Annotated in this window: 23 protein-coding genes; 7 read left to right on the top strand and 16 right to left on the bottom strand. The window is 62.0% G+C overall.

Annotated elements, in window-relative coordinates:
* Nucleotides 1-185: 185 nt before the first annotated feature.
* Together VR71_RS22810 and VR71_RS22805 are read right to left on the bottom strand one after the other, a co-directional pair.
* Nucleotides 186-965, bottom strand: a complete 780-nt coding sequence (locus tag VR71_RS22810; RefSeq protein ID WP_296430781.1) for a hypothetical protein — start codon at nucleotides 963-965, stop codon at nucleotides 186-188.
* 185 nt (nucleotides 966-1,150) lie between these two features.
* The gene (locus VR71_RS22805; RefSeq protein WP_045686629.1) at nucleotides 1,151-2,050 is read right to left on the bottom strand and encodes a hypothetical protein; all 900 of its coding nucleotides are present in this window, start codon (nucleotides 2,048-2,050) and stop codon (nucleotides 1,151-1,153) included.
* Nucleotides 2,051-2,306: 256 nt separating this feature from the next.
* Here VR71_RS22805 and VR71_RS22800 point away from each other — a divergent pair, with 256 nt between their 5' ends.
* Nucleotides 2,307-3,353: a DMT family transporter gene (locus tag VR71_RS22800; RefSeq protein ID WP_045686628.1), complete on the top strand. Its 1,047-nt coding sequence runs from the start codon at nucleotides 2,307-2,309 to the stop codon at nucleotides 3,351-3,353.
* Between the two features lie 77 nt (nucleotides 3,354-3,430).
* Here the strand turns inward: VR71_RS22800 and VR71_RS22795 are convergent, their stop codons facing one another.
* From VR71_RS22795 to glpD, 10 genes are all read right to left on the bottom strand, one after another.
* Nucleotides 3,431-4,660 carry a glycosyltransferase gene (locus VR71_RS22795; RefSeq protein ID WP_045686627.1) on the bottom strand — a complete coding sequence of 410 codons (1,230 nt, stop codon included), beginning with the start codon at nucleotides 4,658-4,660 and terminating at the stop codon, nucleotides 3,431-3,433.
* 139 nt (nucleotides 4,661-4,799) lie between these two features.
* On the bottom strand, nucleotides 4,800-6,287 hold the full coding sequence (gene glpK / locus VR71_RS22790; protein WP_045686626.1) for a glycerol kinase GlpK: 1,488 nt from the start codon (nucleotides 6,285-6,287) through the stop codon (nucleotides 4,800-4,802).
* Nucleotides 6,288-6,419: 132 nt separating this feature from the next.
* A complete protein-coding gene (locus VR71_RS22785) occupies nucleotides 6,420-8,138 on the bottom strand; it encodes an ABC transporter substrate-binding protein (protein WP_296430779.1) in 1,719 nt (572 codons plus the stop codon).
* A gap of 43 nt (nucleotides 8,139-8,181) precedes the next feature.
* Nucleotides 8,182-8,454 carry a DUF2160 domain-containing protein gene (locus tag VR71_RS22780; RefSeq protein ID WP_045686673.1) on the bottom strand — a complete coding sequence of 91 codons (273 nt, stop codon included), beginning with the start codon at nucleotides 8,452-8,454 and terminating at the stop codon, nucleotides 8,182-8,184.
* An 8-nt stretch (nucleotides 8,455-8,462) separates the two neighbouring features.
* Complete coding sequence (locus VR71_RS25405) at nucleotides 8,463-8,633, bottom strand: hypothetical protein (protein ID WP_296430777.1); 171 nt, start codon at nucleotides 8,631-8,633, stop codon at nucleotides 8,463-8,465.
* Complete coding sequence (locus VR71_RS22775; protein ID WP_045686624.1) at nucleotides 8,633-9,475, bottom strand: carbohydrate ABC transporter permease; 843 nt, start codon at nucleotides 9,473-9,475, stop codon at nucleotides 8,633-8,635. The genes VR71_RS25405 and VR71_RS22775 overlap by 1 nt, the downstream gene beginning before the upstream one ends.
* A complete protein-coding gene (locus VR71_RS22770; protein WP_045686623.1) occupies nucleotides 9,475-10,347 on the bottom strand; it encodes a carbohydrate ABC transporter permease in 873 nt (290 codons plus the stop codon). The genes VR71_RS22775 and VR71_RS22770 overlap by 1 nt, the downstream gene beginning before the upstream one ends.
* Complete coding sequence (locus VR71_RS22765; RefSeq protein ID WP_045686622.1) at nucleotides 10,347-11,441, bottom strand: ABC transporter ATP-binding protein; 1,095 nt, start codon at nucleotides 11,439-11,441, stop codon at nucleotides 10,347-10,349. The genes VR71_RS22770 and VR71_RS22765 overlap by 1 nt, the downstream gene beginning before the upstream one ends.
* Nucleotides 11,442-11,451: 10 nt before the next feature.
* Entirely contained in the window at nucleotides 11,452-12,540 is a 1,089-nt protein-coding gene (locus VR71_RS22760) for an ABC transporter ATP-binding protein (RefSeq protein ID WP_045686621.1), read from the bottom strand.
* A 16-nt stretch (nucleotides 12,541-12,556) separates the two neighbouring features.
* Nucleotides 12,557-14,218 carry a glycerol-3-phosphate dehydrogenase gene (glpD, locus tag VR71_RS22755; protein ID WP_296430774.1) on the bottom strand — a complete coding sequence of 554 codons (1,662 nt, stop codon included), beginning with the start codon at nucleotides 14,216-14,218 and terminating at the stop codon, nucleotides 12,557-12,559.
* A 238-nt stretch (nucleotides 14,219-14,456) separates the two neighbouring features.
* Between glpD and VR71_RS22750 the strand changes: the two genes are divergently transcribed.
* Nucleotides 14,457-15,242, top strand: a complete 786-nt coding sequence (locus VR71_RS22750; protein WP_009816385.1) for a DeoR/GlpR family DNA-binding transcription regulator — start codon at nucleotides 14,457-14,459, stop codon at nucleotides 15,240-15,242.
* On the opposite strand, the gene VR71_RS22745 is transcribed toward VR71_RS22750, so the two are convergent.
* Entirely contained in the window at nucleotides 15,230-15,484 is a 255-nt protein-coding gene (locus VR71_RS22745) for a DUF167 domain-containing protein (RefSeq protein WP_009816384.1), read from the bottom strand. The genes VR71_RS22750 and VR71_RS22745 overlap by 13 nt on opposite strands.
* A 113-nt stretch (nucleotides 15,485-15,597) precedes the next feature.
* Here VR71_RS22745 and VR71_RS22740 point away from each other — a divergent pair, with 113 nt between their 5' ends.
* Both VR71_RS22740 and VR71_RS22735 read left to right on the top strand, forming a co-directional pair.
* Complete coding sequence (locus VR71_RS22740; protein WP_045686619.1) at nucleotides 15,598-16,176, top strand: nitroreductase family protein; 579 nt, start codon at nucleotides 15,598-15,600, stop codon at nucleotides 16,174-16,176.
* On the top strand, nucleotides 16,173-16,877 hold the full coding sequence (locus VR71_RS22735; protein WP_045686618.1) for an EI24 domain-containing protein: 705 nt from the start codon (nucleotides 16,173-16,175) through the stop codon (nucleotides 16,875-16,877). The genes VR71_RS22740 and VR71_RS22735 overlap by 4 nt, the downstream gene beginning before the upstream one ends.
* On the opposite strand, the gene VR71_RS22730 is transcribed toward VR71_RS22735, so the two are convergent.
* Together VR71_RS22730 and mce are read right to left on the bottom strand one after the other, a co-directional pair.
* Nucleotides 16,846-17,127 carry a DUF1467 family protein gene (locus VR71_RS22730; RefSeq protein ID WP_009816381.1) on the bottom strand — a complete coding sequence of 94 codons (282 nt, stop codon included), beginning with the start codon at nucleotides 17,125-17,127 and terminating at the stop codon, nucleotides 16,846-16,848. The genes VR71_RS22735 and VR71_RS22730 overlap by 32 nt on opposite strands.
* Entirely contained in the window at nucleotides 17,127-17,531 is a 405-nt protein-coding gene (gene mce, locus VR71_RS22725) for a methylmalonyl-CoA epimerase (RefSeq protein WP_045686617.1), read from the bottom strand. The genes VR71_RS22730 and mce overlap by 1 nt, the downstream gene beginning before the upstream one ends.
* 150 nt (nucleotides 17,532-17,681) lie before the next feature.
* Between mce and VR71_RS22720 the strand changes: the two genes are divergently transcribed.
* Genes VR71_RS22720 through pdeM form a run of 3 tightly spaced genes read left to right on the top strand, consistent with a single transcriptional unit; the run spans nucleotide 17,682 to nucleotide 21,600 of the window.
* Nucleotides 17,682-18,383, top strand: a complete 702-nt coding sequence (locus VR71_RS22720; protein ID WP_045686672.1) for a response regulator — start codon at nucleotides 17,682-17,684, stop codon at nucleotides 18,381-18,383.
* A gap of 51 nt (nucleotides 18,384-18,434) precedes the next feature.
* Nucleotides 18,435-20,861: a ligase-associated DNA damage response DEXH box helicase gene (locus tag VR71_RS22715; RefSeq protein ID WP_045686616.1), complete on the top strand. Its 2,427-nt coding sequence runs from the start codon at nucleotides 18,435-18,437 to the stop codon at nucleotides 20,859-20,861.
* A 52-nt stretch (nucleotides 20,862-20,913) separates the two neighbouring features.
* The gene (pdeM, locus tag VR71_RS22710; protein ID WP_045686615.1) at nucleotides 20,914-21,600 is read left to right on the top strand and encodes a ligase-associated DNA damage response endonuclease PdeM; all 687 of its coding nucleotides are present in this window, start codon (nucleotides 20,914-20,916) and stop codon (nucleotides 21,598-21,600) included.
* Here pdeM and VR71_RS22705 read toward each other — a convergent pair.
* A complete protein-coding gene (locus VR71_RS22705; RefSeq protein WP_254656371.1) occupies nucleotides 21,588-22,403 on the bottom strand; it encodes a LytTR family DNA-binding domain-containing protein in 816 nt (271 codons plus the stop codon). The two genes, pdeM and VR71_RS22705, sit on opposite strands and share 13 nt — an antisense overlap.
* Nucleotides 22,404-22,468: the final 65 nt, after the last annotated feature.

The raw sequence follows: 22,468 nt of genomic DNA, 5'->3' as shown, positions 1-22,468 counted from the left end.
ACATTTTCGTGAGGATATCGTAATGTTACTTCGCGAGACCAAATATCGAAGCCATATTCGTTAATATATTGATTTATAAAGGATATTTTATTTTGTATCCGCGGTCAAAACTGAAACAAATAGCCAGTTAAAGGTTAGATATATAGTCATCTTAAGAATTAAAGAGCTGGTCGAAAAGAAACTGCTCAGCCACGCCCCGTAATGCGTACGGAAATGGTCCGGCGCTGCCCCCCGCGCATGATCTCGACGGCGAATTCATCGCTCTCTGAAAGGATCTGTCCTGCGTTGGCGAGTGTTTCCGGATCGGAAACAGAATAGCCGTTCACCCGCAAAACCAGATCGCCGCGGCGCAACCCGATCAGGTCATAAACCTGCCCTTCGCGCACCCAGAGGATTTCCGGAAATATCTCTCCGGTTGCACCATTGGCCGACACCATCCGCACACTGCCCGCCCGACCAAGAATGCGGTGCATATCACTTCCGGCAAAGGTGCTGGCCGGGATCTCGGCCTCATCGGCCTGAACCGAGCCATTGCTCATGATGCGGGCCATCATTTCGTCAGGTGTTTCCTCAAAGGCAACCAGAACACGCTCTGTCTCGCGCTCGATCCAGACACCGTCAGAGGCGATCTCGAGCACCGTTTCGCCACCGATAAGCCGGTCACCGCTCCGGATCAGGCGGTCGCCATCTGAGGCCGTGAGAATGGCCCAGCCATTCTCTCCGCCCGCAACCAGCCCGACCAGCCGATACGTCTCGAGCTTCTTGGTCATGGCTGCCGCTTTGGGCGGGTCAGGCACATAGGGATCAAAGACCGTCGGCCAGTCCTCGGGCAGAGGAGCCTCTGACGCATTTTCGACCGCCGCGAGAGCAGCGGTGATCTGAACAGGTTCGGGGCGCTCGGCCCTCTGCCCCAACAGGGTCAGGCCGATCTGCCCCGCGCCAAAGCCACATGCAATGGACGCCATCACTGTGAGGAGTCCCAGCCCACGCATCTGATCAGCCCTGATGATACAGAATGCGTGCACAGGTCGTGACAGGGGCAGCGCAGCGGGACATGGCAATTCCATCCTGACAAAGTTTGGGGCGGATCATGAAAAACCTATGGTTCAACAGCGCGATGATAGCCGCAGCGACAAGACGCGACAACGGTTTATGCGCGGTCATCCTCGTACATGGGCGCCACAGTCAAAGGCATCGACCAGGTTGCAGGGTCAGTACACTCCGACGCAGGGCGCGCAAGGAGGATTTGGGCATGGAAGTGCCCCGTTGTCTCGACCCCCTCTGTGTCATGTCCGACGGCCTGCGCATTGGCGATGGCGCGGGCCTGTTCTGCTGGCCCCTCAAAGCGGCGATGGACGAAGGGGGGGATCGGCAGGCTCTGGACCACAAGACCGTGGGCATGCATGACCTCTGTCGCTTCAGGGCGTTCATTGCCCCGAATGGGCGAGGTCATCACCCAAGGCTTGACCGGGCCACAGGCAGCCAGCATCCGGTCCAACGCGCGCGGCATGAGCTGCGCCACGGACCCACATTCAACGATCATATCGCAGCGCTCCAACTCTGCCGCAAGCACGTCCGAGGGGTCATCACGCTCCAGATCCTCGACACATCCGGTCTGAAAGAGACCGACAGCGCGCCCGTAGGCGACCGCATTCGGCATGACGTCTATGCCGGTGACATGGAGTGGCGGACCGGGGCGGCGCAGCGCCGCCAGCCAGTCACGATCCCAGGCAATAACCTCGGCGGGGCTTGCGGTCTCGAACTCGGGCTGGCGGTAGCGGGCAAAGACCTCTGCCAGGCTCAGCTCATGCGCCATGAGCGCCGTGACGATTCCGTAACTGCTGGCAAAATCAACGACTCTGGCCTGCCCAAGGCCGCGCAACCGCATCACCTCGGCCAGCCCCGCCCGAAAGGCCGCGACGGCATGATGCTGGTTGCGATAGCCAAGCCGGTCCATCATGCGGAAATAGGCGCGGCAATCGGCTTGATCGTAGGTCTCGTCAAAGATGGTGACGAAACCGGGTCCGGACGTGTCGGAAGGGGCGGTCATGGGTGGATCACTCTATCGTCTGGGGTCAGGCTGCGGCCCGCGTTGCGCGCAACTTTGCCTTGCGGACCACCCATTACAATCAAAATCACACAAAATTTAAAAGGTTCCCACGCAAGCGTGACGCAAAACGCGCGATTGAAACAATGTTTCGCGGCACTCCAGGGATCGTGACCGAGCGTGCACAAGCGTTGGTTGCAAGACGCGCATATCGGGCGCAATTTACTCTCAACACCAGTCGTTGGTTTAGGAATTCCCCATGAGCCATGTCAGCACGCAGACCATTCCCGACGCCTCAAAAGTGATGCTCGGGGCGACGCTCGCCTGGGTGGCGGTGCTGATCTATGCCTCGTCAAACTCTCTGGTGTCGCTTCTGGCAGACATTGGTGCGCAGAACCGGGTGATGGGGCGAAATGTCATCACCTATTGCAACCTGCTGTTTGTCGGATCGCTGATGTCTATGGTGCCGATGCTCCTGATGTTCTGGCGGGATTGGACATGGGACAACCTGCGCGCCTTGGGACGCAAACATTGGGTCATCCTGACCCTCTCGGCGTTCTTCTCCTCGGCGCTGACGCCGGGGCTGTTCTTTTACGCGCTGGAGCATACCACGGTGACCAATGTGGTGCTGATGGGCAGGATCGAACCGCCACTGTTTCTACTCGCGGCCTGGCTTATCCTGCGGGAAGAGTTCGAGCCGTGGTCCTTTGTTGCAGGGCTGGTGGCGCTCGCCGGAGCGGTGGTGATGATCCTGATGAACAATCAGGGCACGGCGTTCATGCTGGGCAAGGGTGAGATTGGCGCGCTCTTGGCCACGCTGTCCTATATCGCCTCGACATTGATCGCACGCACGGGCCTGCGCGGCATTCCGATGGGGATTTTCGCGATTTATCGCACGGCGGTGGGCACGACGTTCTATTTCTTCCTTGCCCTCTATCTGTTTGGCCCCGACCATTTCGAGGATGTGTTTCACCCGGTCGTCTGGCAATGGGTCTGGATCTATGCGGTGATCGTGGTGATCGGGGGGCAATTCGCCTGGGCGCTCGGACTGAAATACGCCCGCTCGGGCGATGTATCGCTGGCCACGTCCTTTTCACCGCTGGCGGCGATCCTGATTGCCATGCTGATGTTGGGAGAAGACCCGGGTCCGGGCCTGATCCCCGGCGGAGCGATTATTCTGGTCGCCGTCGGGATCGGGCAATATGGCCGTCTGCGTCGCCGTCACCGGGAGGACGGCGTGATGCGCCAAGAGGCGCAGGATCGCGCGCTGGAACATGAGGGCGAGGTTAATTTCAAAGGGGCCTGAGTCCATTGCCCAAAAAAAACCGCCCCTCGGTGTCTTGGGGCGGGTTGGCATTCGGTCAGGGCGGGACAACGTCTGTCTTAGAAATTGCCGACCGACGGGTGCCGCTGAGGGATGATCGGCCCGATTGTCGGGCGCAAGGCATCCGGCAGTGACGCGTAGCTCTGGAAGAATTCACGCGACGGGTTGGGCAGCGCGAGGGACGCACCGGTCAGAAGCTCGAGCGCCTCATGCTTGTGGGCCAAGCCGTCGCTGACGTCTGGCACCATGTCAGGCTGAAAGCCGGTGATCATGCGCCCGGACTCGTGAACCGGCATCAACCACAAATCACCCGGAAGATATTCGAGCGCCGCCTCATAAAGGCTGACCGCCTCAGCCAGCGCGTTGCCGCCGCCAGCGCGCGGATAGGGGGCCAGCATGCAAAGCCCTGTCGCATTGGCATGGGGTGTAAAATCGCAAGCTGTCTCAAGCGGGCAGACGGAGACCGTGGGATAAGCAGAAAGCGAGTCCTGGAGCAGCCGGGAATCCGCGCTCGTGATATCCTCAAGGTAGATCGTGGCGCGCACCCCAGCCGACAGCCGGTGCACCATGGCGGCGAGCGCATGGTGGATCACCTGCCCGCCGTTCTGCGCCAGAACGACCATTTCACGCGTGAGGAGCCTGCTTTGCCGACTGAGAAAAAAGGCGAATATCTCTTCGGCCATGCCGTTGTAATGTACGACATCGCGGGTATCGTGGACGATGCGGCCAATATCCACCTCGGCCACGTCATATCCCGCCGCGTGCACCCGCAGCATCACGTCGATATCAGCGGCGTAGTTCCCGATCAGATTCTGATGCGCGATGCGTGATCGGTCAAAGGCATAGATCCCCGAATTGGGAGCACGCAGGCACGAGAGGCCCGGAAACATCTGCCGCAGGGCGGGCATCACCAGAAGGCGGGTCATGGGCATGTTATCGGCAGGGTCGTGCCAGACGCCTTTGACCAATCCCACGCCGGGCGCGCGTGCGGCAGGCATGCGGGCGAACAGATCAGTATCGAATTTATCCAGGTCCGCGTCGACCTTCATGACCCAATCATGGCGCGCGGCGGCGACACCGGCACGAACCGCGTGACCCATTCCTGTGCGCGGCTCGGAAATCACGGTCGCGCCGGATGTCCGGGCCACCTCGGCGGTTGCATCGGTCGAGCCGTTGTCGATCACCACAACCTCACCCACATCCGGCATGCCAGCCAACACAGACACGACGCGCGCAATGGTTTGCGCCTCGTTTCGAGCTGGGACAATGACGCTGACCGGGCTGGTCATTTTGACTCCTATGGCGAGAGGGAACCACTCAGATCTTGGACAAATCTAGTATGTCGCCGATCGGTTAACAACACATGACGGTTTCACGAGAGTAAAATCTCTCGTGAAGGTGTGTAACCCGAACTTGTCCCGCGCACATCTAAAAAGAGAGCGTGGCCTCTATTGCCCGTGCCCAGCCTGCGACTTTTGTCTCGCGCAGATCCGCTGACATCGTCGGCAGGAACTGCCGCTCCAAGGCCCAGGTCGCTGCGAACTCCGCCTGATCAGGGTAAAGACCGATGCGCATACCCGCCAGCCAAGCCGCGCCAAGGGCCGTGGTTTCCAGCACCTCTGGGCGGTCCACCGGCGCGTCGATAATGTCTGAAAGAAACTGCATCGCCCAATCCGACGCACTCATGCCACCATCGACCCGGAGCACCGCATCCGCTCCCTGCCCCGCCCAATCGTCGCGCATGGCCTGAAGCAGATCGCGGGTCTGAAAGCCAACGCTCTCAAGGGCCGCGCGGGCAAGCTCGGCGGGGCCGGTGCTGCGCGTCAGACCAAAGATCGCACCCCGGCAATCGGGCCGCCAGTAGGGCGCGCCCAGCCCGGTAAAGGCGGGCACCAGAACGACGGTCTGATTGGGATCAGCCTGTTCAGCGAGAGGTTGTGTTTCGCTCGCGTGGCGGATCATCTTGAGACCGTCACGCAGCCATTGCACCACGGCCCCTGCAACAAAGATCGAGCCTTCGAGCGCATAGGTGGGTTTGCCATCCAGTTGGTAGGCAATGGTGGTGAGCAGCCGGTTTTGCGAGACAACCGGCGTGTCGCCGGTGTTCAGCAGGGCAAAACAGCCGGTGCCATAGGTGGATTTGAGCATCCCCGGTTTAAAGCACGCCTGCCCGACGGTGGCCGCCTGCTGATCGCCCGCAACACCGCGAATGGGGATTTCGCAGCCAAAGAGATCCGCGCGGGTTTGGCCATAGTCATCGGCGCTGTCGCGCACCTCTGGCAACATCTGCATCGGGATGCCCAAGAGGTCGCAGATCGTCTTGCTCCAGCGTCCCTTGCGGATGTCGTAGAGCAGGGTGCGTGCCGCATTGGTCGCGTCGGTGGCATGCACGCGGCCGCCCGTGAGCTTCCAGATAAGATAGCTGTCGACGGTGCCAAAGAGCAGATCGCCCGCTTGGGCGCGGTCGCGCGCACCCGCGACATGATCGAGAATCCAGCGCAGTTTCGTGCCGGAAAAATAGGGATCGAGCAAAAGACCGGTGCGCGCGGCCACCATCGGCTCGTGCCCTGCGGCGCGCAACTCGGCGCAATACTCCGCCGTGCGCCGGTCCTGCCAGACAATAGCGCGGTGGATGGCCTGCCCGGTGTGGCGGTCCCAGACCACGGTTGTTTCGCGTTGATTGGTGATGCCGATGGCGGCGATATCCGCGCCGGTCAGCCCGGCTTTTTCGATCACCGCGCGGCAGGTGCCCGCCGTGGTCGACCACAGGTCATTCGCGTCATGCTCGACCCAGCCCGATTGCGGGAAATGCTGGGCGAATTCCTCTTGGGCCGTGGCCGTGATCCGCATCTGCGCATCGAACAGGATCGCGCGGCTTGACGTGGTGCCCTGGTCGATGGCGAGGATATGGGTCATGGGGTGGGTCCGTTTCAGAAGGAGGTCATCCTCGGGCTTGACCCGAGGATCTCTGGTCGAAGAGGTCCTCGGGTCAAGCCCGAGGATGACCGAAGGGTCCGGGGCGCGCGGCACGCGCCCCGATGAGTGTCGTCACTGCCAAGACTTGATCAGCTCGTCATAGGCAATCGTGACCGGCTCTTCGTCCTCGTTCTCGAGTTTGGCCTTGGGCGCGCCGGGCTGGCTCAGCCAATGCTCGGGGTCCATTTCCTCGTTGAGTTTCGGGCCGATGTCGCCTTGGATGCCGGCGCGCTCCAGACGCTCCAACACGCGCTCCTGATCGGCGCAGAGGCTATCGAGCGCCTCTTGCGGCGACTTGGCACCGGACATGGCGTCCCCGATGTTCTGCCACCAGAGCTGGGCCAGCTTCGGATAATCGGGCACGTTGGTGCCGGTGGGCGACCACTGAACGCGCGCGGGCGAGCGGTAGAATTCCACCAAACCGCCCAGTTTCGGCGCGCGCTCGGTAAAGCTGTCGTGCTGGATCGTCGACTCGCGGATGAAGGTCAGACCCGTGTGGGCCTTCTTCACATCCACGGTTTTCGAGGTCACGAACTGCGCATAGAGCCAGGCCGCCTTGGCGCGGTCAACCGGGGTCGATTGCATCAGCGTCCAGGACCCTGCATCCTGATAGCCCACTTTCATGCCCTCTTCCCAATAGACGCCATGCGGGCTGGGGGCCATGCGCCACTTGGGCGTGCCGTCCTCGTTCATCACCGGCAGGTCGGGTTTCACCGACGCGGCGGTAAAGGCGGTGTACCAGAACATTTGCTGCGCGACATTACCCTGCGCCGGGATCGGGCCAGCCTCAGAGAAGGTCATGCCAGCCGCCGAGGGGGGCGAGTATTTTTGCAGCCACTCGATCGCCTTGGTCACAGCATAGACAGCTGCGGGGCCATTGGTTGCGCCGCCACGGGCCACGCAAGAGCCGGTGGGCTGGCTCTGTTCATTGACGCGGATGCCCCATTCATCGACCGGTAGACCGTTGGGTTCACCCTTGTCGCCCATCCCGGCCATGGACATCCATGCGTCGGTATAGCGCCAGCCAAGGCTCGGGTCTTTCTTGCCATAGTCCATGTTGCCAAAGACTTCGCCGTCGACACCCATATGGCTCAGATCGCGCCCGGTGAAGAATTCGGCGATGTCCTCGTAGGCCGACCAGTTGACCGGAACGCCCAGATCATAGCCGTATTTCTCTTTGAAATCGGCCTTGTTCTTGTCATCGTTGAACCAGTCGTAGCGGAACCAGTAGAGGTTGGCGAATTGCTGCGTTGGCAATTGATAGACTTTGCCATCGGGGCCGGTGGTAAACGACAGGCCGACGAAATCGTCGATATCAAGCGTCGGACTGGTCACATCCGCGCCCTCACCCGCCATCCAGTCGGTCAGGTTGCGGACCTGCTGATAGCGCCAATGGGTGCCGATGAGGTCGCTGTCGTTGACATAGCCGTCATAGATATTCTCGCCCGACTGCATCTGTGTTTGCAGCTTTTCGACCACGTCCCCCTCACCGATCAGGTCATGCGTGACCTTGATGCCGGTGATGGCGGTAAAGGCCGGGGCCAGCACCTTGGATTCGTAGCTATGGGTGTCAATGGTTTCCGAGACAACCTTGATGTCCATCCCGGCAAAGGGCTGAGCGGCATCTACGAACCACTGCATTTCCGCCTCTTGCTCGGCGCGGGTGAGCGTCGAGAGATCGCCGATCTCGGCGTCGAGGAAGGCGGTGGCGGCCTCCATATCCGCGAAGGCGGGCGAGGCCATCAGGCCCAGCGACACCAGCGCGGTGGTTGTTTTCATTCGCAAGTTCATGGTTTCCCTCCCTATGAGAACTTTGTTGGTGATTGGTCCCGGTCTAGACCCAGCGAAACACCGCCGCGGCATAGATCAGGCAGAGGATCAGCGCATAAGGCTGGTTTGCGCCGACAAACCCGAGCCAGGCCAGATTGAGAAAAGCCGAGCCCAGAAGCGTGATGAAAAGCCGATCCCCGCGCGTCGTCTCGATCCTGAGAATACCGACACGCGCGGTTTCGGGGAATTTGATCGCCAGCACCGTGAAGGTGATGAGCAACGCCGCAATGACCCCGAAGAAGATCGCGGTGGGGAGTGTCCAAGCCATCCAGGACAGATCCATCATCAGTATTCTCCCATTCCCTCGATCCGCTCGATCACCAGCAGCAGCGTCAGGGCAACCGCGAATACCGCGACCGCCACGTAAAGCGTTTTTCCCACCATTCCTGCGGCCCATAGCGACCCGCGCGCGAAAACGAGGATGCCAAGCAAAACCAGTCCGAGCAGAACAACCATCACACCCTCCCTAGGGCAAAGCCCTTGGCGATGTAATTGCGCACGAAATAGATCACGAGTGCCCCCGGCACGATGGTCAGCACCCCCGCCGCCGCCAGCACGCCCCAGTCGAGACCGCTTGCTGACACGGTGCGGGTCATGGTGGCCGCAATCGGTTTGGCATCCACACTTGTCAGCGTGCGCGACAAGAGCAGTTCCACCCATGAGAACATGAAGCAGAAGAACGCGGCCACGCCCACGCCCGATGCGATCAGCGGCATGAAGATCTTGATGAAAAACCGCCCGAAGGAATAGCCGTCGATATAGGCGGTCTCGTCGATCTCCTTGGGCACGCCGCGCATGAACCCCTCCAGAATCCACACCGCCAAGGGCACGTTGAAGAGGCAATGCGCCAGCGCCACGGCGATATGCGTATCGAATAGCCCCACACTTGAATAAAGCTGAAAGAACGGCAGGGCAAAGACCGCAGGCGGCGCCATGCGGTTGGTCAAGAGCCAGAAGAAGAGATGCTTGTCGCCCAGAAAACTATAGCGCGAGAACGCATAGGCGGCAGGCAGGGCCACGGCGATCGACAGAACCGTATTCATCACCACATAGATCAGCGAATTGACATAGCCCATGTACCAACTCGCGTCGGTCAGGATCGTGGCATAGTTGGCAAAGGTCAGGTCCTGCGGCCAGAGCGAGAAGGTGCCGAGGATTTCGTCATTGGTCTTGAAGCTCATGTTGATAAGCCAATAGATCGGCAAGAGCAGGAACAGCAGGTAAAGCACCATCACCACGTTGACGCGTGGCAGGCTGAGGCCGCGTGTGGCGCTGCGGGTGGCGGTCAGATCGGCCATCACTTGCCCTCCCGTTTGTCGAGGTTGACCATGACGGTGTAGAACACCCACGAAATCAGCAGGATCACGAGGAAATACATGATCGAAAACGCGGCGGCGGGACCAAGATCAAACTGACCCAACGCCATTTTGACCAGATCAATCGACAGGAACGTCGTGGAATTGCCCGGCCCGCCGCCCGTCACGACAAACGGCTCTGTGTAGATCATGAAACTGTCCATGAAGCGCAAGAGAATGGCGATCATCAGCACGCCCGCCATCTTGGGCAATTCGATATAGCGGAACACGGCCCAGCGGCTGGCCTGATCAATCTTGGCGGCCTGATAATAGGCGTCGGGAATGGATTGCAGCCCGGCATAGGCCAAGAGGGCCACGAGCGAGGTCCAGTGCCAGACATCCATCACGATCACTGTGATCCACGCTGCAGTCGTGTCCTGCGTGTAGTTATAGGAAATACCCAGCGCGTCGAGCGTATGGCCCAGAAGGCCAATATCAACCCGGCCAAAGATCTGCCAGATGGTGCCCACCACATTCCACGGGATCAGCAGCGGCAGCGACATCAGAACGAGGCAAAGGGACGCCCAAAAGCCGCTCTTGGGCATATTGAGCGCCACAAAGATGCCCAAGGGGATTTCGATGGCTAGGATGATCGCCGAGAACACCGCCTGACGCGCCAGCGCGTCCCACATCCGCTCGGAGCTGAGCATTTCCTCGAACCATTCAAGGCCTGCCCAGAAGAATTGATTGTTGCCGAATGTGTCCTGCACCGAATAGTTGACCACGGTCATCAGCGGGATCACAGCGGAAAACGCCACGAGGATCAGCACGGGCAGGACCAGAAACCATGCCTTTTGGTTGACGGTCTTGTCCATCACGCGGCCTCCTGCGCTTGGGATTTCGGCGTGACGCGCCAATCATCGACATAGACATTGATCGCCGCCGGATCAAAAGTGAGACGGGTCATATCGGGCGAGATCATGGCCCCCTCAGCGGCAATGGCATTGACCGCAACGCCGGCCACATCGCAGCGGATGATCTTGTGGCGACCAACATCCTCGATCCGCGTGACGGTCACTGGCAAACCGTCGTCGCCAGCCGAGAGCCGCACGAATTCAGGCCGCACACCGATCTGCACCCGACCCGTAGGGCGGCCATAGTCGGCCCCAAGCGGGATCTCGACGCCCTGCACAATGGCCTTGGCGCCCGCCACCTGCGCATCGAGCAGGTTCATGCCCGGCGAGCCGATGAAATAGCCGACAAATGTATGCTCTGGCCGCTCAAAGAGTTCCTGTGGCGTGCCCATCTGCACAACGCGGCCATCGTGCATCACAACCACCTTGTCGGCGAATGTCAGGGCCTCGGTCTGGTCGTGGGTCACGTAAATCATCGTATGGCCAAACTGGTGATGCAGCGCCTTGAGCTGCGTCCTGAGTTCCCATTTCATATGCGGGTCGATCACCGTCAGCGGCTCATCGAACAAGAGCGCGTTGACATCCTCGCGCACCATGCCGCGCCCAAGGCTGATTTTCTGCTTGGCATCCGCCGTCAGACCGCGCGCCTTGCGCCCCAGCTCTGCCTCCATCCCGATCATGTGAGCGATGGTCTGAACCCGCTCGGCGATATAGGACGCCTCTGCCCCGCGATTGCGCAGCGGAAAGGCCAGATTGTCGCGCACGGTCATGGTGTCATAGACCACCGGAAACTGGAACACCTGCGCGATGTTGCGCGCCGCGGTGGCCTGATTGGTGACATCGTGATCGTTAAAGAGAATACGCCCCTGCGACGGGTGCAAGAGGCCAGAGATGATATTGAGCAGCGTGGATTTACCACAGCCAGAGGCACCAAGCAGCGCATAAGCCTCACCATCGCCCCAGACGTGGTTCAGCTCCTTGAGCGCAAAATCGGCCTCAGAGGCCGGGCGCGGCAGGTAACTATGTGCCAGATTATCAAGCGTGATCTTTGCCATTGCGTTTCCCTTAAGCCGCCTGCGCATAGGGCGCGGGGGCGACCAGCGCACCGTCCGCCCCAAACACATAGACATGCGCCGGATCGAGATAGACCCGAAGCGCCGCCCCCAGTTTCAGATCGCGCACGCCGTGGATGAGACCCACCCACCGCTCGCCGTGATGATCGAGATGCACAAAGGTCTCTGAGCCGGTGATCTCGGTCACGTTGAGGCGTGCGTCAAAGGTCAACGCATCGGCGGTCTGCTGTTCGAGTTCGAGGTGGTTGGGGCGAAACCCTGCCGTATAGGTGCCATCCGCCAGATCCGCCATGCTGCCCAGCGCCGCCGCGGATTGGTCCGCACCAAAGAGGATACGGTCACCGGATTTGGTAACGGTCAGGAAATTCATCGGCGGATCGCTGAACACGCGCGCGGTGGTGGCATCGCGTGGCTGACGGTAAACCTGCGGCGTCAGGCCGAATTGGGTGACGCGCCCCTCCCAGAGGGTTGCGGTATTGCCACCAAGGAGCAGCGCCTCTTCGGGCTCGGTCGTGGCGTAGACAAAGATGCTGCCTGCCGCCTCGAAAATCTTGGGAATTTCCGCGCGCAATTCCTCGCGCAACTTGTAATCGAGGTTCGCCAGCGGCTCATCCAGCAGCACCAACCCCGCCTCCTTGACCAGCGCGCGGGCCAAGGCACAGCGCTGTTGCTGGCCACCCGACAGCTCCAGCGGCTTGCGCGAGAGCATCCGGGACAATTGCATCAGATCGGCAGTTTTCTTAACCGCCGCATCAATCTCAGCGCTGGATTTACCCATCAGGCGCAGCGGCGAGGCGATGTTGTCATAGACCGTCATCGAGGGGTAGTTGATGAACTGCTGATAGACCATCGCCACGCGGCGATCCTGCACGCGCATGCCGGTGACATCCTGCCCGTTCCACAGAATGCGGCCCGTGGCGGGAACATCGAGCCCCGCCATCAACCGCATGAGCGAGGTCTTGCCCGAGAGGGTCGGCCCCAGAAGCACGTTCATCGTGCCGGCCTCGAGCCTGAGGTCGGTCGGGTGAATATGCACCTGCCCGTTCACGCGTTTCGATACCCCCTCCAGTGTCAGCGCCATGCGGTCGTTTCCTCCATTATCCCTTGGCAGCCACGGGGGCGGCCCCATTCAGCCCCCGTTCGTGCTGCATCCAGTCGTCGAGCGCCGCAATCTGCGCCTCTGTCATCTTGAGACCCAGACGGGTGCGCCGCCAGACCACATCCGCCGCCGCGCGGGCGTATTCATGGTCCATCTGCCAACGCACCTCGGCCCCAGTCAGGGTCGCCCCGAAATCGGGGCCAAGATCGGCGGCCTCCCGCGCCTCGCCCAGAACATCCAGCGCCTCGGTGCCATAGGCGCGCACCAGTCGCCGCGCCCAGGCCGCCGTCAGAAACGGATAGGCCCGATGCAGACTCTCTGTCAGCCGGTCAAACCCGTCAACGGGGAAATCGCCCCCCGGCAGGGCGACGCCTGCGGTCCAATCCGCCCCGGCCTGTGGAAAGAACGGGCGCAGCTTGGCCAGCGCCGCCTCGGCCAGTTTGCGATAGGTGGTGATCTTGCCGCCAAAGATGTTGAGGAGCGGCGCGCCCGGTCCTTCGGCCAGCGTCAGCACATAGTCGCGGGTGGCGGCGGTGGCCGATTTGGCCCCGTCGTCATAGAGCGGGCGCACGCCGGAATAGGTCCAGACGATGTCGGCCTTGGTCACGGGCGTCTTGAAATACGCGCTCGCAAAGCGACAGAGATACTCGGCCTCTTCCGGCGTGCATTCCGGGCGCGTGTCGGCCTGCCCATGTTCGGCATCGGTGGTGCCGATCAGGGTAAAATCCCCCTCATAGGGAATGGCAAAGATGATCCGCCCATCGGTGCCTTGAAAGAAGTAGCATTTGTCATGGTCAAACAGGCGGCGCGTCACGATATGGCTGCCACGCACCAGCCGCACACCCTCGGCCGAGTTGAGGCGCAGTGTGCCCGAGATCACATCCTTGACCCACGGCCCGGCGGCATTGACCAGCGCGCGCGCCTGCACCACCTCACTCGTGCCGGTTTCCTGATCCTTCAGCGTCACCTGCCACAGATCGCCCACCCGCTCTGCTGATTGCACGCGGGTGCGGGTACGAATGCGCGCGCCGCGCGCCGCGGCGTCGCGGGCGTTGAGCACGACAAGTCGGCTATCCTCGATCCAGCAGTCGGAATATTCATAGGCGCGGGTGAACTTGTCCTTGAGCGGCGCACCCTCAGACGCGTTGCGCAGATCGAGCGTTGCGGTCGCAGGCAGGATTTTCCGCCCTCCGAGGTGATCGTAGAGGAACAGCCCCAGACGGATCAGCCAGGCAGGCCGACGCCCCTTCATCCACGGCATCACCAGATTGAGAATGCGCGACGTGGGCGTTTCGCCCTCAAAACGCATGTCGCGGTGATAGGGCAGCACAAACCGCATCGGCCAGCTAATATGCGGCATCGCGCGCAGTAATGTTTCCCGCTCGATCAGCGCCTCGCGCACCAGCCGGATTTCGAAATATTCGAGATAGCGCAGACCGCCGTGAAACAGCTTGGTCGAGGCGCTCGACGTGGCCCAGGCCAGATCGTTCATCTCGGCCAGTTCCACCCGCAGCCCCCGGCCCGCCGCATCGCGGGCGATGCCACAGCCATTGATGCCGCCGCCGATGACGAACAGGTCGATCACTGTGCCCTCGCGGTCCTGCGACACGCGCCCCTCCCACCGTAAGATGAGCGCAAACGAACCACTTTTTGACCACATGGGTCAAGAATGAATGTTCGTTTTGTTTCTTTTATTAATGCACCCTTTGATTTCATTCATCAATTTTCAGGATCAAGTGTGATCCAGGGCGTGACCGAACGCATTTTCGTCCCTGACGTCGGGTGAACCGACCTCTCTCGCCCGCGATTCGCCCGCCTCGCCGCAGCGCAGCGGAGGCTTTGCTTGCAGAGCGCGACAAAACGAACATAATCGAACCTGCAACCAATCAAGGCCGCCCATGTCCCAGAGCTTTCGCCAACCCGACATTCTGGAAATCGCCCGCGCCGAGGGCAAGGTCACGGTCGAGGGGCTGGCCGAGCGCTTTGACGTCACCGTCCAGACCATCCGCCGCGACCTCACGGAACTTGCCAACGCGGGCAAGCTGGAGCGCGTGCATGGTGGTGCGATCCTGCCCTCGGGCGTCTCGAATATCCTCTACGAGGAACGCCGCCGCCTGAATGAGCCCGCCAAGGCCGCCATTGGCCGCGCCTGTGCGGCGGCCATTCCGCATGATGCCTCGGTCTTTCTCGACATCGGCACCACGACCGAGGCGGTGGCGCGCGAATTGATGGATCACCGCAACCTGATGGTCGTCACCAACAACATGAACGTGGCGCAAATCCTGCTGGCCAACAAGGATTGCGAGATTGTCGTCGCCGGCGGCGCGCTCCGGCGCTCGGACAATGGGCTGGTGGGCAATCTGACCGCGCGCACCATCGAGAATTTCAAATTCGATTACGCCATTCTGGGCTGTTCTGCGCTGGATGAGGATGGCGACATGCTCGATTTCGACATTCAGGAGGTGGTGGTGGGCCAGACTCTCTTGAACCGCTCGCGCGAGGTTTTTCTCGTCGCAGATCATTCCAAGTTCCAGCGCAGCGCGCCGGTGCGGCTTGGGTCAATCCGCGATGTCGATCAGGTCTTCACCGACCGCCCCCTGCCCGCGCCGCTGATAGAACACTGCATCGGCTGGGGCACACGGGTGCATGTGGCGGGCAGCCACGCCAAACGTCAGTCGACCTGAAACACCTTGTCCCGGCTGGTGTGACCGCGCAGCAGGCTCAGGCGCGATTTAGGCACGCCCAGCGCCTTGGCCAAGAGTTTCTGAACAGCGGCATTGGCCTTGCCATCCTCGGGCACCGTGGTGACATAGACCCGCAGCGCGCCGTCTTCCGCGACAATCCGGTTGCGCGCGGCCTTGGGCGTCACGCGCAGGGCAATCGTGGTGCCGGGCCGTGCCAGCGCGCTGAGGTCGGGGATATCCATGCGCCCGGCATACCGGCTGCGCGGCAGCGCTCCAAGAGGAATTGCAGCATCAGGGCTTGACCCCGGACGCCTGCTTGCCGACATGTGGGGTGCTTTGCATGAGAAAGAGACCAATGCCCCAGCCCAATTCCGCCGCGTCAGAGTTCCTCCAGACCCGCCGCTCGCGCCCGGCCAAGACGCTGGTGCTGCCGGTGCCAAACAGGGCGGCGCTGCGCCCGCTCTTGGCCGCCGCAACCCGCGTGCCCGATCATGGTAAGCTGGAACCCTGGCGCCTGATCGTGCTGGAGCGCGCGGCGCTGGTGCGGCTTGCGGGGCTGGTGGCCGAGGCGGGCGCGCGGCTGGGCAAATCGCCCGAGGATATCGCCAAAGCCGAGACGCAATTCGCCGATGCGCATCTGGCCGTGGCAGTGATCGAGAGCCCGAAACCTTCGGAAAAAATTCCAGCCATCGAACAGACCTATTCGGCGGCCTGTGTCTGCCTCAGCCTCTTGAATGCTGCCCTTGCCGCCGGTTGGGGCGCCAATTGGCTGAGCGGCTGGCCCAGCCATGACCAAGGGTTCGCGCAGACCGCCCTTGGGCTGACCGAACACGAGCGCATCGCCGGGTTCCTCCATATCGGCACCGAAGGCGCCGTCCCACCCGAGCGACCGCGTCCCGAGATCGACAGCATCACCACCTGGGTTTCAGAATGATTTTTACCAGTTTCTTCAAGGCCGTGGGCCAGATCGGCGATCCACGGTTCCGCAAGGTGCTGCTGTTGGGCGTGGGCCTGACGCTCGCCCTTCTGATCGCGACCTATGCCGGAGTGCTCTGGCTCATTCAGGCGGCGGTGGGCGACAGCACCACCCTGCCGCTATTGGGCGAGGTGACGTGGCTGGGCGATCTCTTGAGCGGCGCGTCGTTCCTCTTGATGATCGTGCTGTCGGTCTTTCTGATGGTGCCCGTCGCCTCTGCCATAACCTCGATGTTTCTCGATGAGGTGGCGCAGGCGGTCGAGGACCGGCATTATCCGCATCTGCCCCCGGCCAGTATCGTGCCCTTTGGCGAGGCGCTGCGCGACACGATCAACTTTCTTGGCGTGATCATCGGCGCGAATATCGTGGCGCTGATCCTCTATGCGATCTTTACACCCTTCGCGCTCTTCATCTTTTGGGCGCTCAATGGCTATTTGCTGGGAATGGAATATTTCCAACTGGTGGCCATGCGCCGCGTCGGGCGGGAGGGGGCCAAGTCACTCCGCCGCAAGCATCGCATGACGATCTGGGCGGCGGGTGTGTTGATGGCGATGCCGCTCTCGGTGCCGCTGGTGAACCTGTTGATCCCGATCCTTGGGGCCGCCACCTTCACCCATATCTTTCACGCTACGCAGGTGCGGCGCCACTCATCCGGTTGAATATATCGAGATCGCGCACGCTGATCACACCCGAAATGATCGTGCCACCAATGATGATCCAGAGCACGACGGCGATGGCGGTTGTGATCCAGGCCTTTTTCTTGAGGTGATGATGTTCGGGCGATCCGGCATGGGTGCCGGGCACGATCTTACCGACATCCCCTTGGGTCTGAATACGAATGGGCAGCACGACGAAAAACGTCATGAACCAGATCACAGCAAAGAGCACGATGGCCGAGGTGATGCCCATCAGACCTGCTCCAGTTCCACGAGGCAGCCGTTGAAATCCTTGGGATGCAGAAAGAGCACCGGCTTGCCATGTGCGCCGATCTTGGGCTCTCCGCTGCCCAGCACCCGCGCGCCGGTGGATTTCAGATGGTCGCGTGCGGCGATGATATCCTCGACCTCATAGCAGATATGGTGGATCCCGCCCGAGGGGTTCTTGTCCAGAAAGCTCTGGATCGGGCTGTTCTCACCCAAGGGATAGAGCAGTTCAATCTTGGTATTGGGCAACTCGATGAAAATCACCGTGACGCCATGATCCGGCTCGTCCTGCGGCGCGCCCACTTTTGCGCCCAGCGCATGGCGATATTGGTCAGCGGCGGCATTCAGGTCCGGCACGGCGATGGCAACGTGATTGAGGCGTCCGATCATGGGGCGATCCTTTTGTATGATTTGAGCCTGTTATGGGGATGATCTTGGGGCCTGACAAGCGACAGGGGGACGCAATCCGCGCATTAACCTCGCGTTCACCATAAGCGGGCCATGCTGTGGCTCGTATCGTCACAGAAGGATCAGCCCGATATGACCGGTCTTGACAGCCTCGCGCCCCAGCGCGCGCCAAACGCCCAACGCCCGCTCTTGGGTATGACTGTGCTCGCGGTCGAGGATAGCCGCTATGCCTCTGAGGCGCTGCGCCTGATGTGCCTGCGCAGTGGCGCGCGGATTCGGCGCGCGGATTGTCTGGCCTCCGCGCGGCGGCATCTGCAGGTGTACCGGCCTTCGGCGGTGATCGTCGATCTGGGCCTGCCGGATGGGCGCGGCGAAGAGCTGATTGCCGAACTTGACCGCGCAACTCCCCGTGTCGGCGTCATCCTTGCCACGAGCGGCGATGCCGGGGCAGAGGCGCGCGCGCGGAGCGCGGGGGCTGATGGGCTCTTGCTCAAACCGGTGGCCAGCCTTGGCATCTTTCAGCAAGAGGTGCTGCGGCACGTTCCCGCCGACCGGCGACCCCTTGGCCCCTACGTGGTCCAAGATGACAGAATCAACCCCGATCCCTTGGCCTATCGCGACGATCTGGAGCATGTACAGAGCCTGCTGTGCCATGACCGATCGCCCGACATCCTGATCTATGCCGCGCAATTTCTGGCCAGCGTGGCCCGCGCGGCCAACGATGCGGTTCTGGCCGACGCGGCATCGGGTCTGGCAGGGCATTGTCCCGAGGCAGGCATCGCGCGGGTCAACGGGCTGATCGCGACGCGGCTGACGCAACAAGAGGCGATGTAGGGGGCGGCCTCCGACTTTGCTTTGCTGCGGCCCGCCGCTAGATAGAGCGTCATGTGCGCCCTGACCGCCCCTCTTGCAACGTGGTTTTCTGCCCGCGACTGGCAGCTTCACCCGCATCAGGCGGAGATGCTGGCGCGGGCGGACGACCCCGCAACGCTGCTCATCGCCCCCACCGGCGGAGGCAAGACGCTGGCGGGGTTTCTGCCGACGCTGGCCGATCTCGCCACGGGCGATCACACCGGGCTGCATACGCTCTATATCTCACCGCTCAAGGCGCTCGCGGCCGATATCCGGCGCAACCTGACCACGCCGGTCACGGACATGGGCCTGCCCATCCGGATCGAGGACCGCACCGGCGACACCTCCTCGCACACCAAGCGCCGCCAACGCGCCGACCCGCCCCATATCCTCTTGACCACGCCCGAAAGTCTGGCGCTGCTCACCTCTTACGAGGACGCGCCGCGCATTTTCGCAGGCCTGAAACGCGTCGTGATCGACGAGGTGCATGCCCTGGCCGAGAGCAAGCGCGGCGATCAACTCATGCTGGCGCTGACCCGGCTTCAGGCGCTCTGCCCCGAGATGCGGCGCGTGGGCTTATCGGCCACGGTCGAAGACCCGTCCGCCCTTGCGCGTTACATGGCCCATGGCAGCAGCCCTTGCGCAATCCTCATGGCCGATCCGGGACCAGAGCCCGACATCGCCATGTTGGAGACCACAGAGTCGCCCCCTTGGGCCGGGGGTGGGGCCGCCTATGCGATCCCCGCCGTGCTGGATGCGGTGCGACAGCACAAGACGACGCTGATTTTCCACAACACCCGCGCGCAGGCCGAGATTTTCTTTCACAACCTCTGGCTTGCCAATGACGAGGCGCTGCCCATCGGCATCCATCACGGCAGCCTTGACCGGGTGCAGCGCGAACGGGTCGAGGCGGCGATGGTGCGCGGCGATCTGCGCGCCGTCGTCTGCACCGGCAGTCTCGATCTCGGGCTGGATTGGGGCGATGTCGATCTGGTTATTCAGGTGGGCGCGCCCAAGAACGTCAAACGCCTTGTGCAGCGGATCGGGCGCGCCAATCACCGCTACAACGCGCCGTCCAAGGCGCTCCTCGTGCCCGCCAACCGGTTCGAGGTGGTGGAATGCCGCGCAGCCCTTGAGGCCGTGCGCGCGCGCGATCTGGATGGCGAGACGCGCGGGCCGGGGCCGCGTGACGTGCTCTGCCAGCATATCCTGATCCGTGCCTGTGCCGGGACGTTCCACGCCGATGCCCTCTTTGCCGAGGTGACGGGTGCCGGGGCCTATGCCACCCTCACCCGTGCCGAATTCGACGCCTGCCTCGATTTTTGCGCCACGGGGGGCTATGCGCTGCGGGCCTATGACCAATGGCAGCGCCTGCAACAGCGCCCCGACGGGGGCTGGCAATTGCGCGATCCGCGCTCTGCCCGCCTCATCCGCATGAACATCGGCACCATTCAGGATACCGACACGCTCAAGGTCCGGATGCGGCGCACGCGCGGCGGCAAGCCCTTGGGCGAGATCGAAGAAGGCTTTGCCGCCACCCTCACCCCCGGCGATACGTTTCTCATCGGCGGACAGATCGTGCGCTTTGAATCCCTGCGCGAGATGGTGGTGGAGGTCAGCCGCGATCCCGGTCGCAAGCCCAAGATTGCCACCTATATGGGCACCAAATTCGCCACCTCGACCCAGTTATCAGAACGCATCCTGCAGATGCTTGGTGCCCCCGACTGGCCTGATCTGCCGGACCCTGTGCGCGACTGGCTGCACCTGCAACGGCAGGTGTCGCAAATGCCGGAACCCGACAGCCTGCTGATCGAGAGTTTTGCCCATGAGGCGCGCGAGCACCTTTGCATCTATGGCTTTGCCGGGCGCAACGCGATGCAGACGCTGGGCCTCTTGGTGACAAAACGGATGGAAGAGACGGGCTTGGCACCGCTGGGCTTTGTTGCCACCGATTACGCCACGCTGATCTGGGGGCTGGAGCCTGTGACGGATGCGGCGCCCCTTCTGGCCCCCGATGCCCTGCGCGCGGGACTTGAAAGCTGGCTCATGTCCAACGCCGTGATGAAACGCACCTTTCGCGCCTCGGCCACCATTGCCGGGCTGATCCAGCGCAACACCCCCGGCGCGCGCAAGAATGGGCGGCAGGCGACGCTGTCGTCGGACATTCTCTATGACACGTTGGTGAAATACGATCCCGGTCACCTGCTCCTTGACATCACCCGGCAAGAGGCGATGCGCGGCCTCGTGGATTTTGGCCGGATCGAGGACATGCTGGCGCGCATCGCGGGGCGCGTCACCCTGCGGCGGCTGGCGCGAGTGAGTCCCTTGGCAGCACCGCTCTTTCTTGAGGCGGGGCGGATGCCGGTAGAGGGCGCAGCCCAAGAGCGGCTCTTGGCCGAGGAAAGCGCGCGGCTTCTGGCGGCGGCGGGCCTCGCGCCAATGCGCGAAATCACGCGCTAGCGCGACTGCGCATGCCCTTGCCATTCCGAACGCCAAAGGTCACCACTGCGACATGGACGGATACGGATTCACCCTCGCCGGCGCGGCGCTCACGGCCCTTCCCTCGGGCGCGCTCTATTGGGAGGCGCGCAACCTCCTATGCGTGTCTGATCTCCACTTAGGCAAGGCGCTGCGCCGTGCCCGGTTGGGCGAGCCGCCCCTGCCCCCCTACGAGACCCGCGACACACTCACCCGGCTCGAAAGTGATCTGCGCCGCACCGGGGCGGTGACCATCATCTGCCTTGGTGACAGTTTCGACGACAGCGCCGCCGCGGCCCACCTCCCCGATGCGGAAAAGCTCTGGATCGCCAAATTGCAGGCGGGGCGGCGTTGGGTCTGGATTGAGGGCAATCACGATCCGGGTCCGGTTGACCTTGGTGGCGCGCATATGGCCGAACTGCCGGTGCCACCGCTCTGCTTTCGCCATATCGCCCACGCCGGTCAAAGCGGTGAAATCTCAGGGCATTACCACCCCAAGATGCGGCTGGCGCTCAAAGGGTGCGGCCTGAGCCGCCCCGCCTTTCTGATAGACAGCGACCGGGTGATTCTGCCCGCTTTTGGCACCTATACGGGCGGCTTGTGGTCAGATGATCCGGTCCTCACCGGATTGATGCGCCCCGAAGCCATCGCCGTGCTCACAGGGGCCATGGTGCATGCGGTGCCGATGCCGCGCGCAGAGCGGTCCCGTCAACGACCCTGAGCGGAAACGTCGGGTGGCTCCAACAGACCCGCCGCCTCGAGATTCGGCCGGTACTTGCGGCTGACCGGCACCCGATCACCATTCTTGAGAAGCACAAAGACCTTGCCCCCGCTGTGGCGCTCCATCCTCGAGATGGCGTCGATGGCGACCCAGTGCGATCTGTGGGTGCAAAATCCGGCCACCGGCTCCATCTCTTCGATGGCATCCACCAGACGCAAACGCAGGGTCTCTATGCCGACGCTGGTCGCCACCTCGACATAATGATTATTGGCAGTCAGCCGATGAATCTCTGCCATGGGCGGACAGGACAGCCGCCGGTGAAGCCGGGTTTGGGGGGAAATGTAGGGGTCTGTCTGGGGCCAATAGCTGGACGGGAACTCGGCGCCGATCTGTCGACGCACAACGAAAATGCCGCTCGCTATAAAAAAGGTGTTCAGAGTGATCTTGATGAGTGTCAGATCCTCATAGCCCAACACCGGGTCCAGCCAACCGCGCAATACCCAGATCAGAGGCCCGAGGAATATCCCGACAAGAAAACTTGCCCCGAGGTCGAACAGGGCCGGATGCCGGTGCTGCAAAAGCGCGCGCATGACCGCGCGTGCGGCGAATCCGATCACAAATCCAGCGGTGACAACCAACGACCAATAGACCATGCGGATCGGCATGCTCATTGTGTCATAGCTGCCGAACGGCCCGGCGAGCACCACAATACCCAGTGCCGCCGCCCAAACATAGAATGTGACAGACGAAAACAGGATCGAAAACGTTTCCACGAAATGCAGTCGAAGGTCAGTCCAGTTCAACGTACCACCCTTGCCCGTTCCCTTTCGATATGCATTTATCAGCCTGTGCGTTCTAGTCCAATCTA

The organism is Roseovarius sp. BRH_c41, assembly GCF_000961715.1.
Taxonomy (GTDB): Bacteria; Pseudomonadota; Alphaproteobacteria; order Rhodobacterales; family Rhodobacteraceae; genus Roseovarius.
Note: the sequence above shows the minus strand (reverse complement) of the source record. Positions and strands in the feature narration are given on the sequence as shown.

Bases quoted from the DNA above. Each gene is read 5' to 3' on its own strand.
- VR71_RS22810 (WP_296430781.1), bottom strand. From the start codon at position 965: ATGGCGTCCATTGCATGTGGCTTTGGCGCGGGGCAGATCGGCCTGACC.
- VR71_RS22805 (WP_045686629.1), bottom strand. From the start codon at position 2,050: ATGACCGCCCCTTCCGACACGTCCGGACCCGGTTTCGTCACCATCTTT.
- VR71_RS22800 (WP_045686628.1), top strand. From the start codon at position 2,307: ATGAGCCATGTCAGCACGCAGACCATTCCCGACGCCTCAAAAGTGATG.
- VR71_RS22795 (WP_045686627.1), bottom strand. From the start codon at position 4,660: ATGACCAGCCCGGTCAGCGTCATTGTCCCAGCTCGAAACGAGGCGCAA.
- glpK (WP_045686626.1), bottom strand. From the start codon at position 6,287: ATGACCCATATCCTCGCCATCGACCAGGGCACCACGTCAAGCCGCGCG.
- VR71_RS22785 (WP_296430779.1), bottom strand. From the start codon at position 8,138: ATGAACTTGCGAATGAAAACAACCACCGCGCTGGTGTCGCTGGGCCTG.
- VR71_RS25405 (WP_296430777.1), bottom strand. From the start codon at position 8,633: ATGGTTGTTCTGCTCGGACTGGTTTTGCTTGGCATCCTCGTTTTCGCG.
- VR71_RS22775 (WP_045686624.1), bottom strand. From the start codon at position 9,475: ATGGCCGATCTGACCGCCACCCGCAGCGCCACACGCGGCCTCAGCCTG.
- VR71_RS22770 (WP_045686623.1), bottom strand. From the start codon at position 10,347: ATGGACAAGACCGTCAACCAAAAGGCATGGTTTCTGGTCCTGCCCGTG.
- VR71_RS22765 (WP_045686622.1), bottom strand. From the start codon at position 11,441: ATGGCAAAGATCACGCTTGATAATCTGGCACATAGTTACCTGCCGCGC.
- VR71_RS22760 (WP_045686621.1), bottom strand. From the start codon at position 12,540: ATGGCGCTGACACTGGAGGGGGTATCGAAACGCGTGAACGGGCAGGTG.
- glpD (WP_296430774.1), bottom strand. From the start codon at position 14,218: ATGTGGTCAAAAAGTGGTTCGTTTGCGCTCATCTTACGGTGGGAGGGG.
- VR71_RS22750 (WP_009816385.1), top strand. From the start codon at position 14,457: ATGTCCCAGAGCTTTCGCCAACCCGACATTCTGGAAATCGCCCGCGCC.
- VR71_RS22745 (WP_009816384.1), bottom strand. From the start codon at position 15,484: ATGGATATCCCCGACCTCAGCGCGCTGGCACGGCCCGGCACCACGATT.
- VR71_RS22740 (WP_045686619.1), top strand. From the start codon at position 15,598: ATGCCCCAGCCCAATTCCGCCGCGTCAGAGTTCCTCCAGACCCGCCGC.
- VR71_RS22735 (WP_045686618.1), top strand. From the start codon at position 16,173: ATGATTTTTACCAGTTTCTTCAAGGCCGTGGGCCAGATCGGCGATCCA.
- VR71_RS22730 (WP_009816381.1), bottom strand. From the start codon at position 17,127: ATGGGCATCACCTCGGCCATCGTGCTCTTTGCTGTGATCTGGTTCATG.
- mce (WP_045686617.1), bottom strand. From the start codon at position 17,531: ATGATCGGACGCCTCAATCACGTTGCCATCGCCGTGCCGGACCTGAAT.
- VR71_RS22720 (WP_045686672.1), top strand. From the start codon at position 17,682: ATGACCGGTCTTGACAGCCTCGCGCCCCAGCGCGCGCCAAACGCCCAA.
- VR71_RS22715 (WP_045686616.1), top strand. From the start codon at position 18,435: ATGTGCGCCCTGACCGCCCCTCTTGCAACGTGGTTTTCTGCCCGCGAC.
- pdeM (WP_045686615.1), top strand. From the start codon at position 20,914: ATGGACGGATACGGATTCACCCTCGCCGGCGCGGCGCTCACGGCCCTT.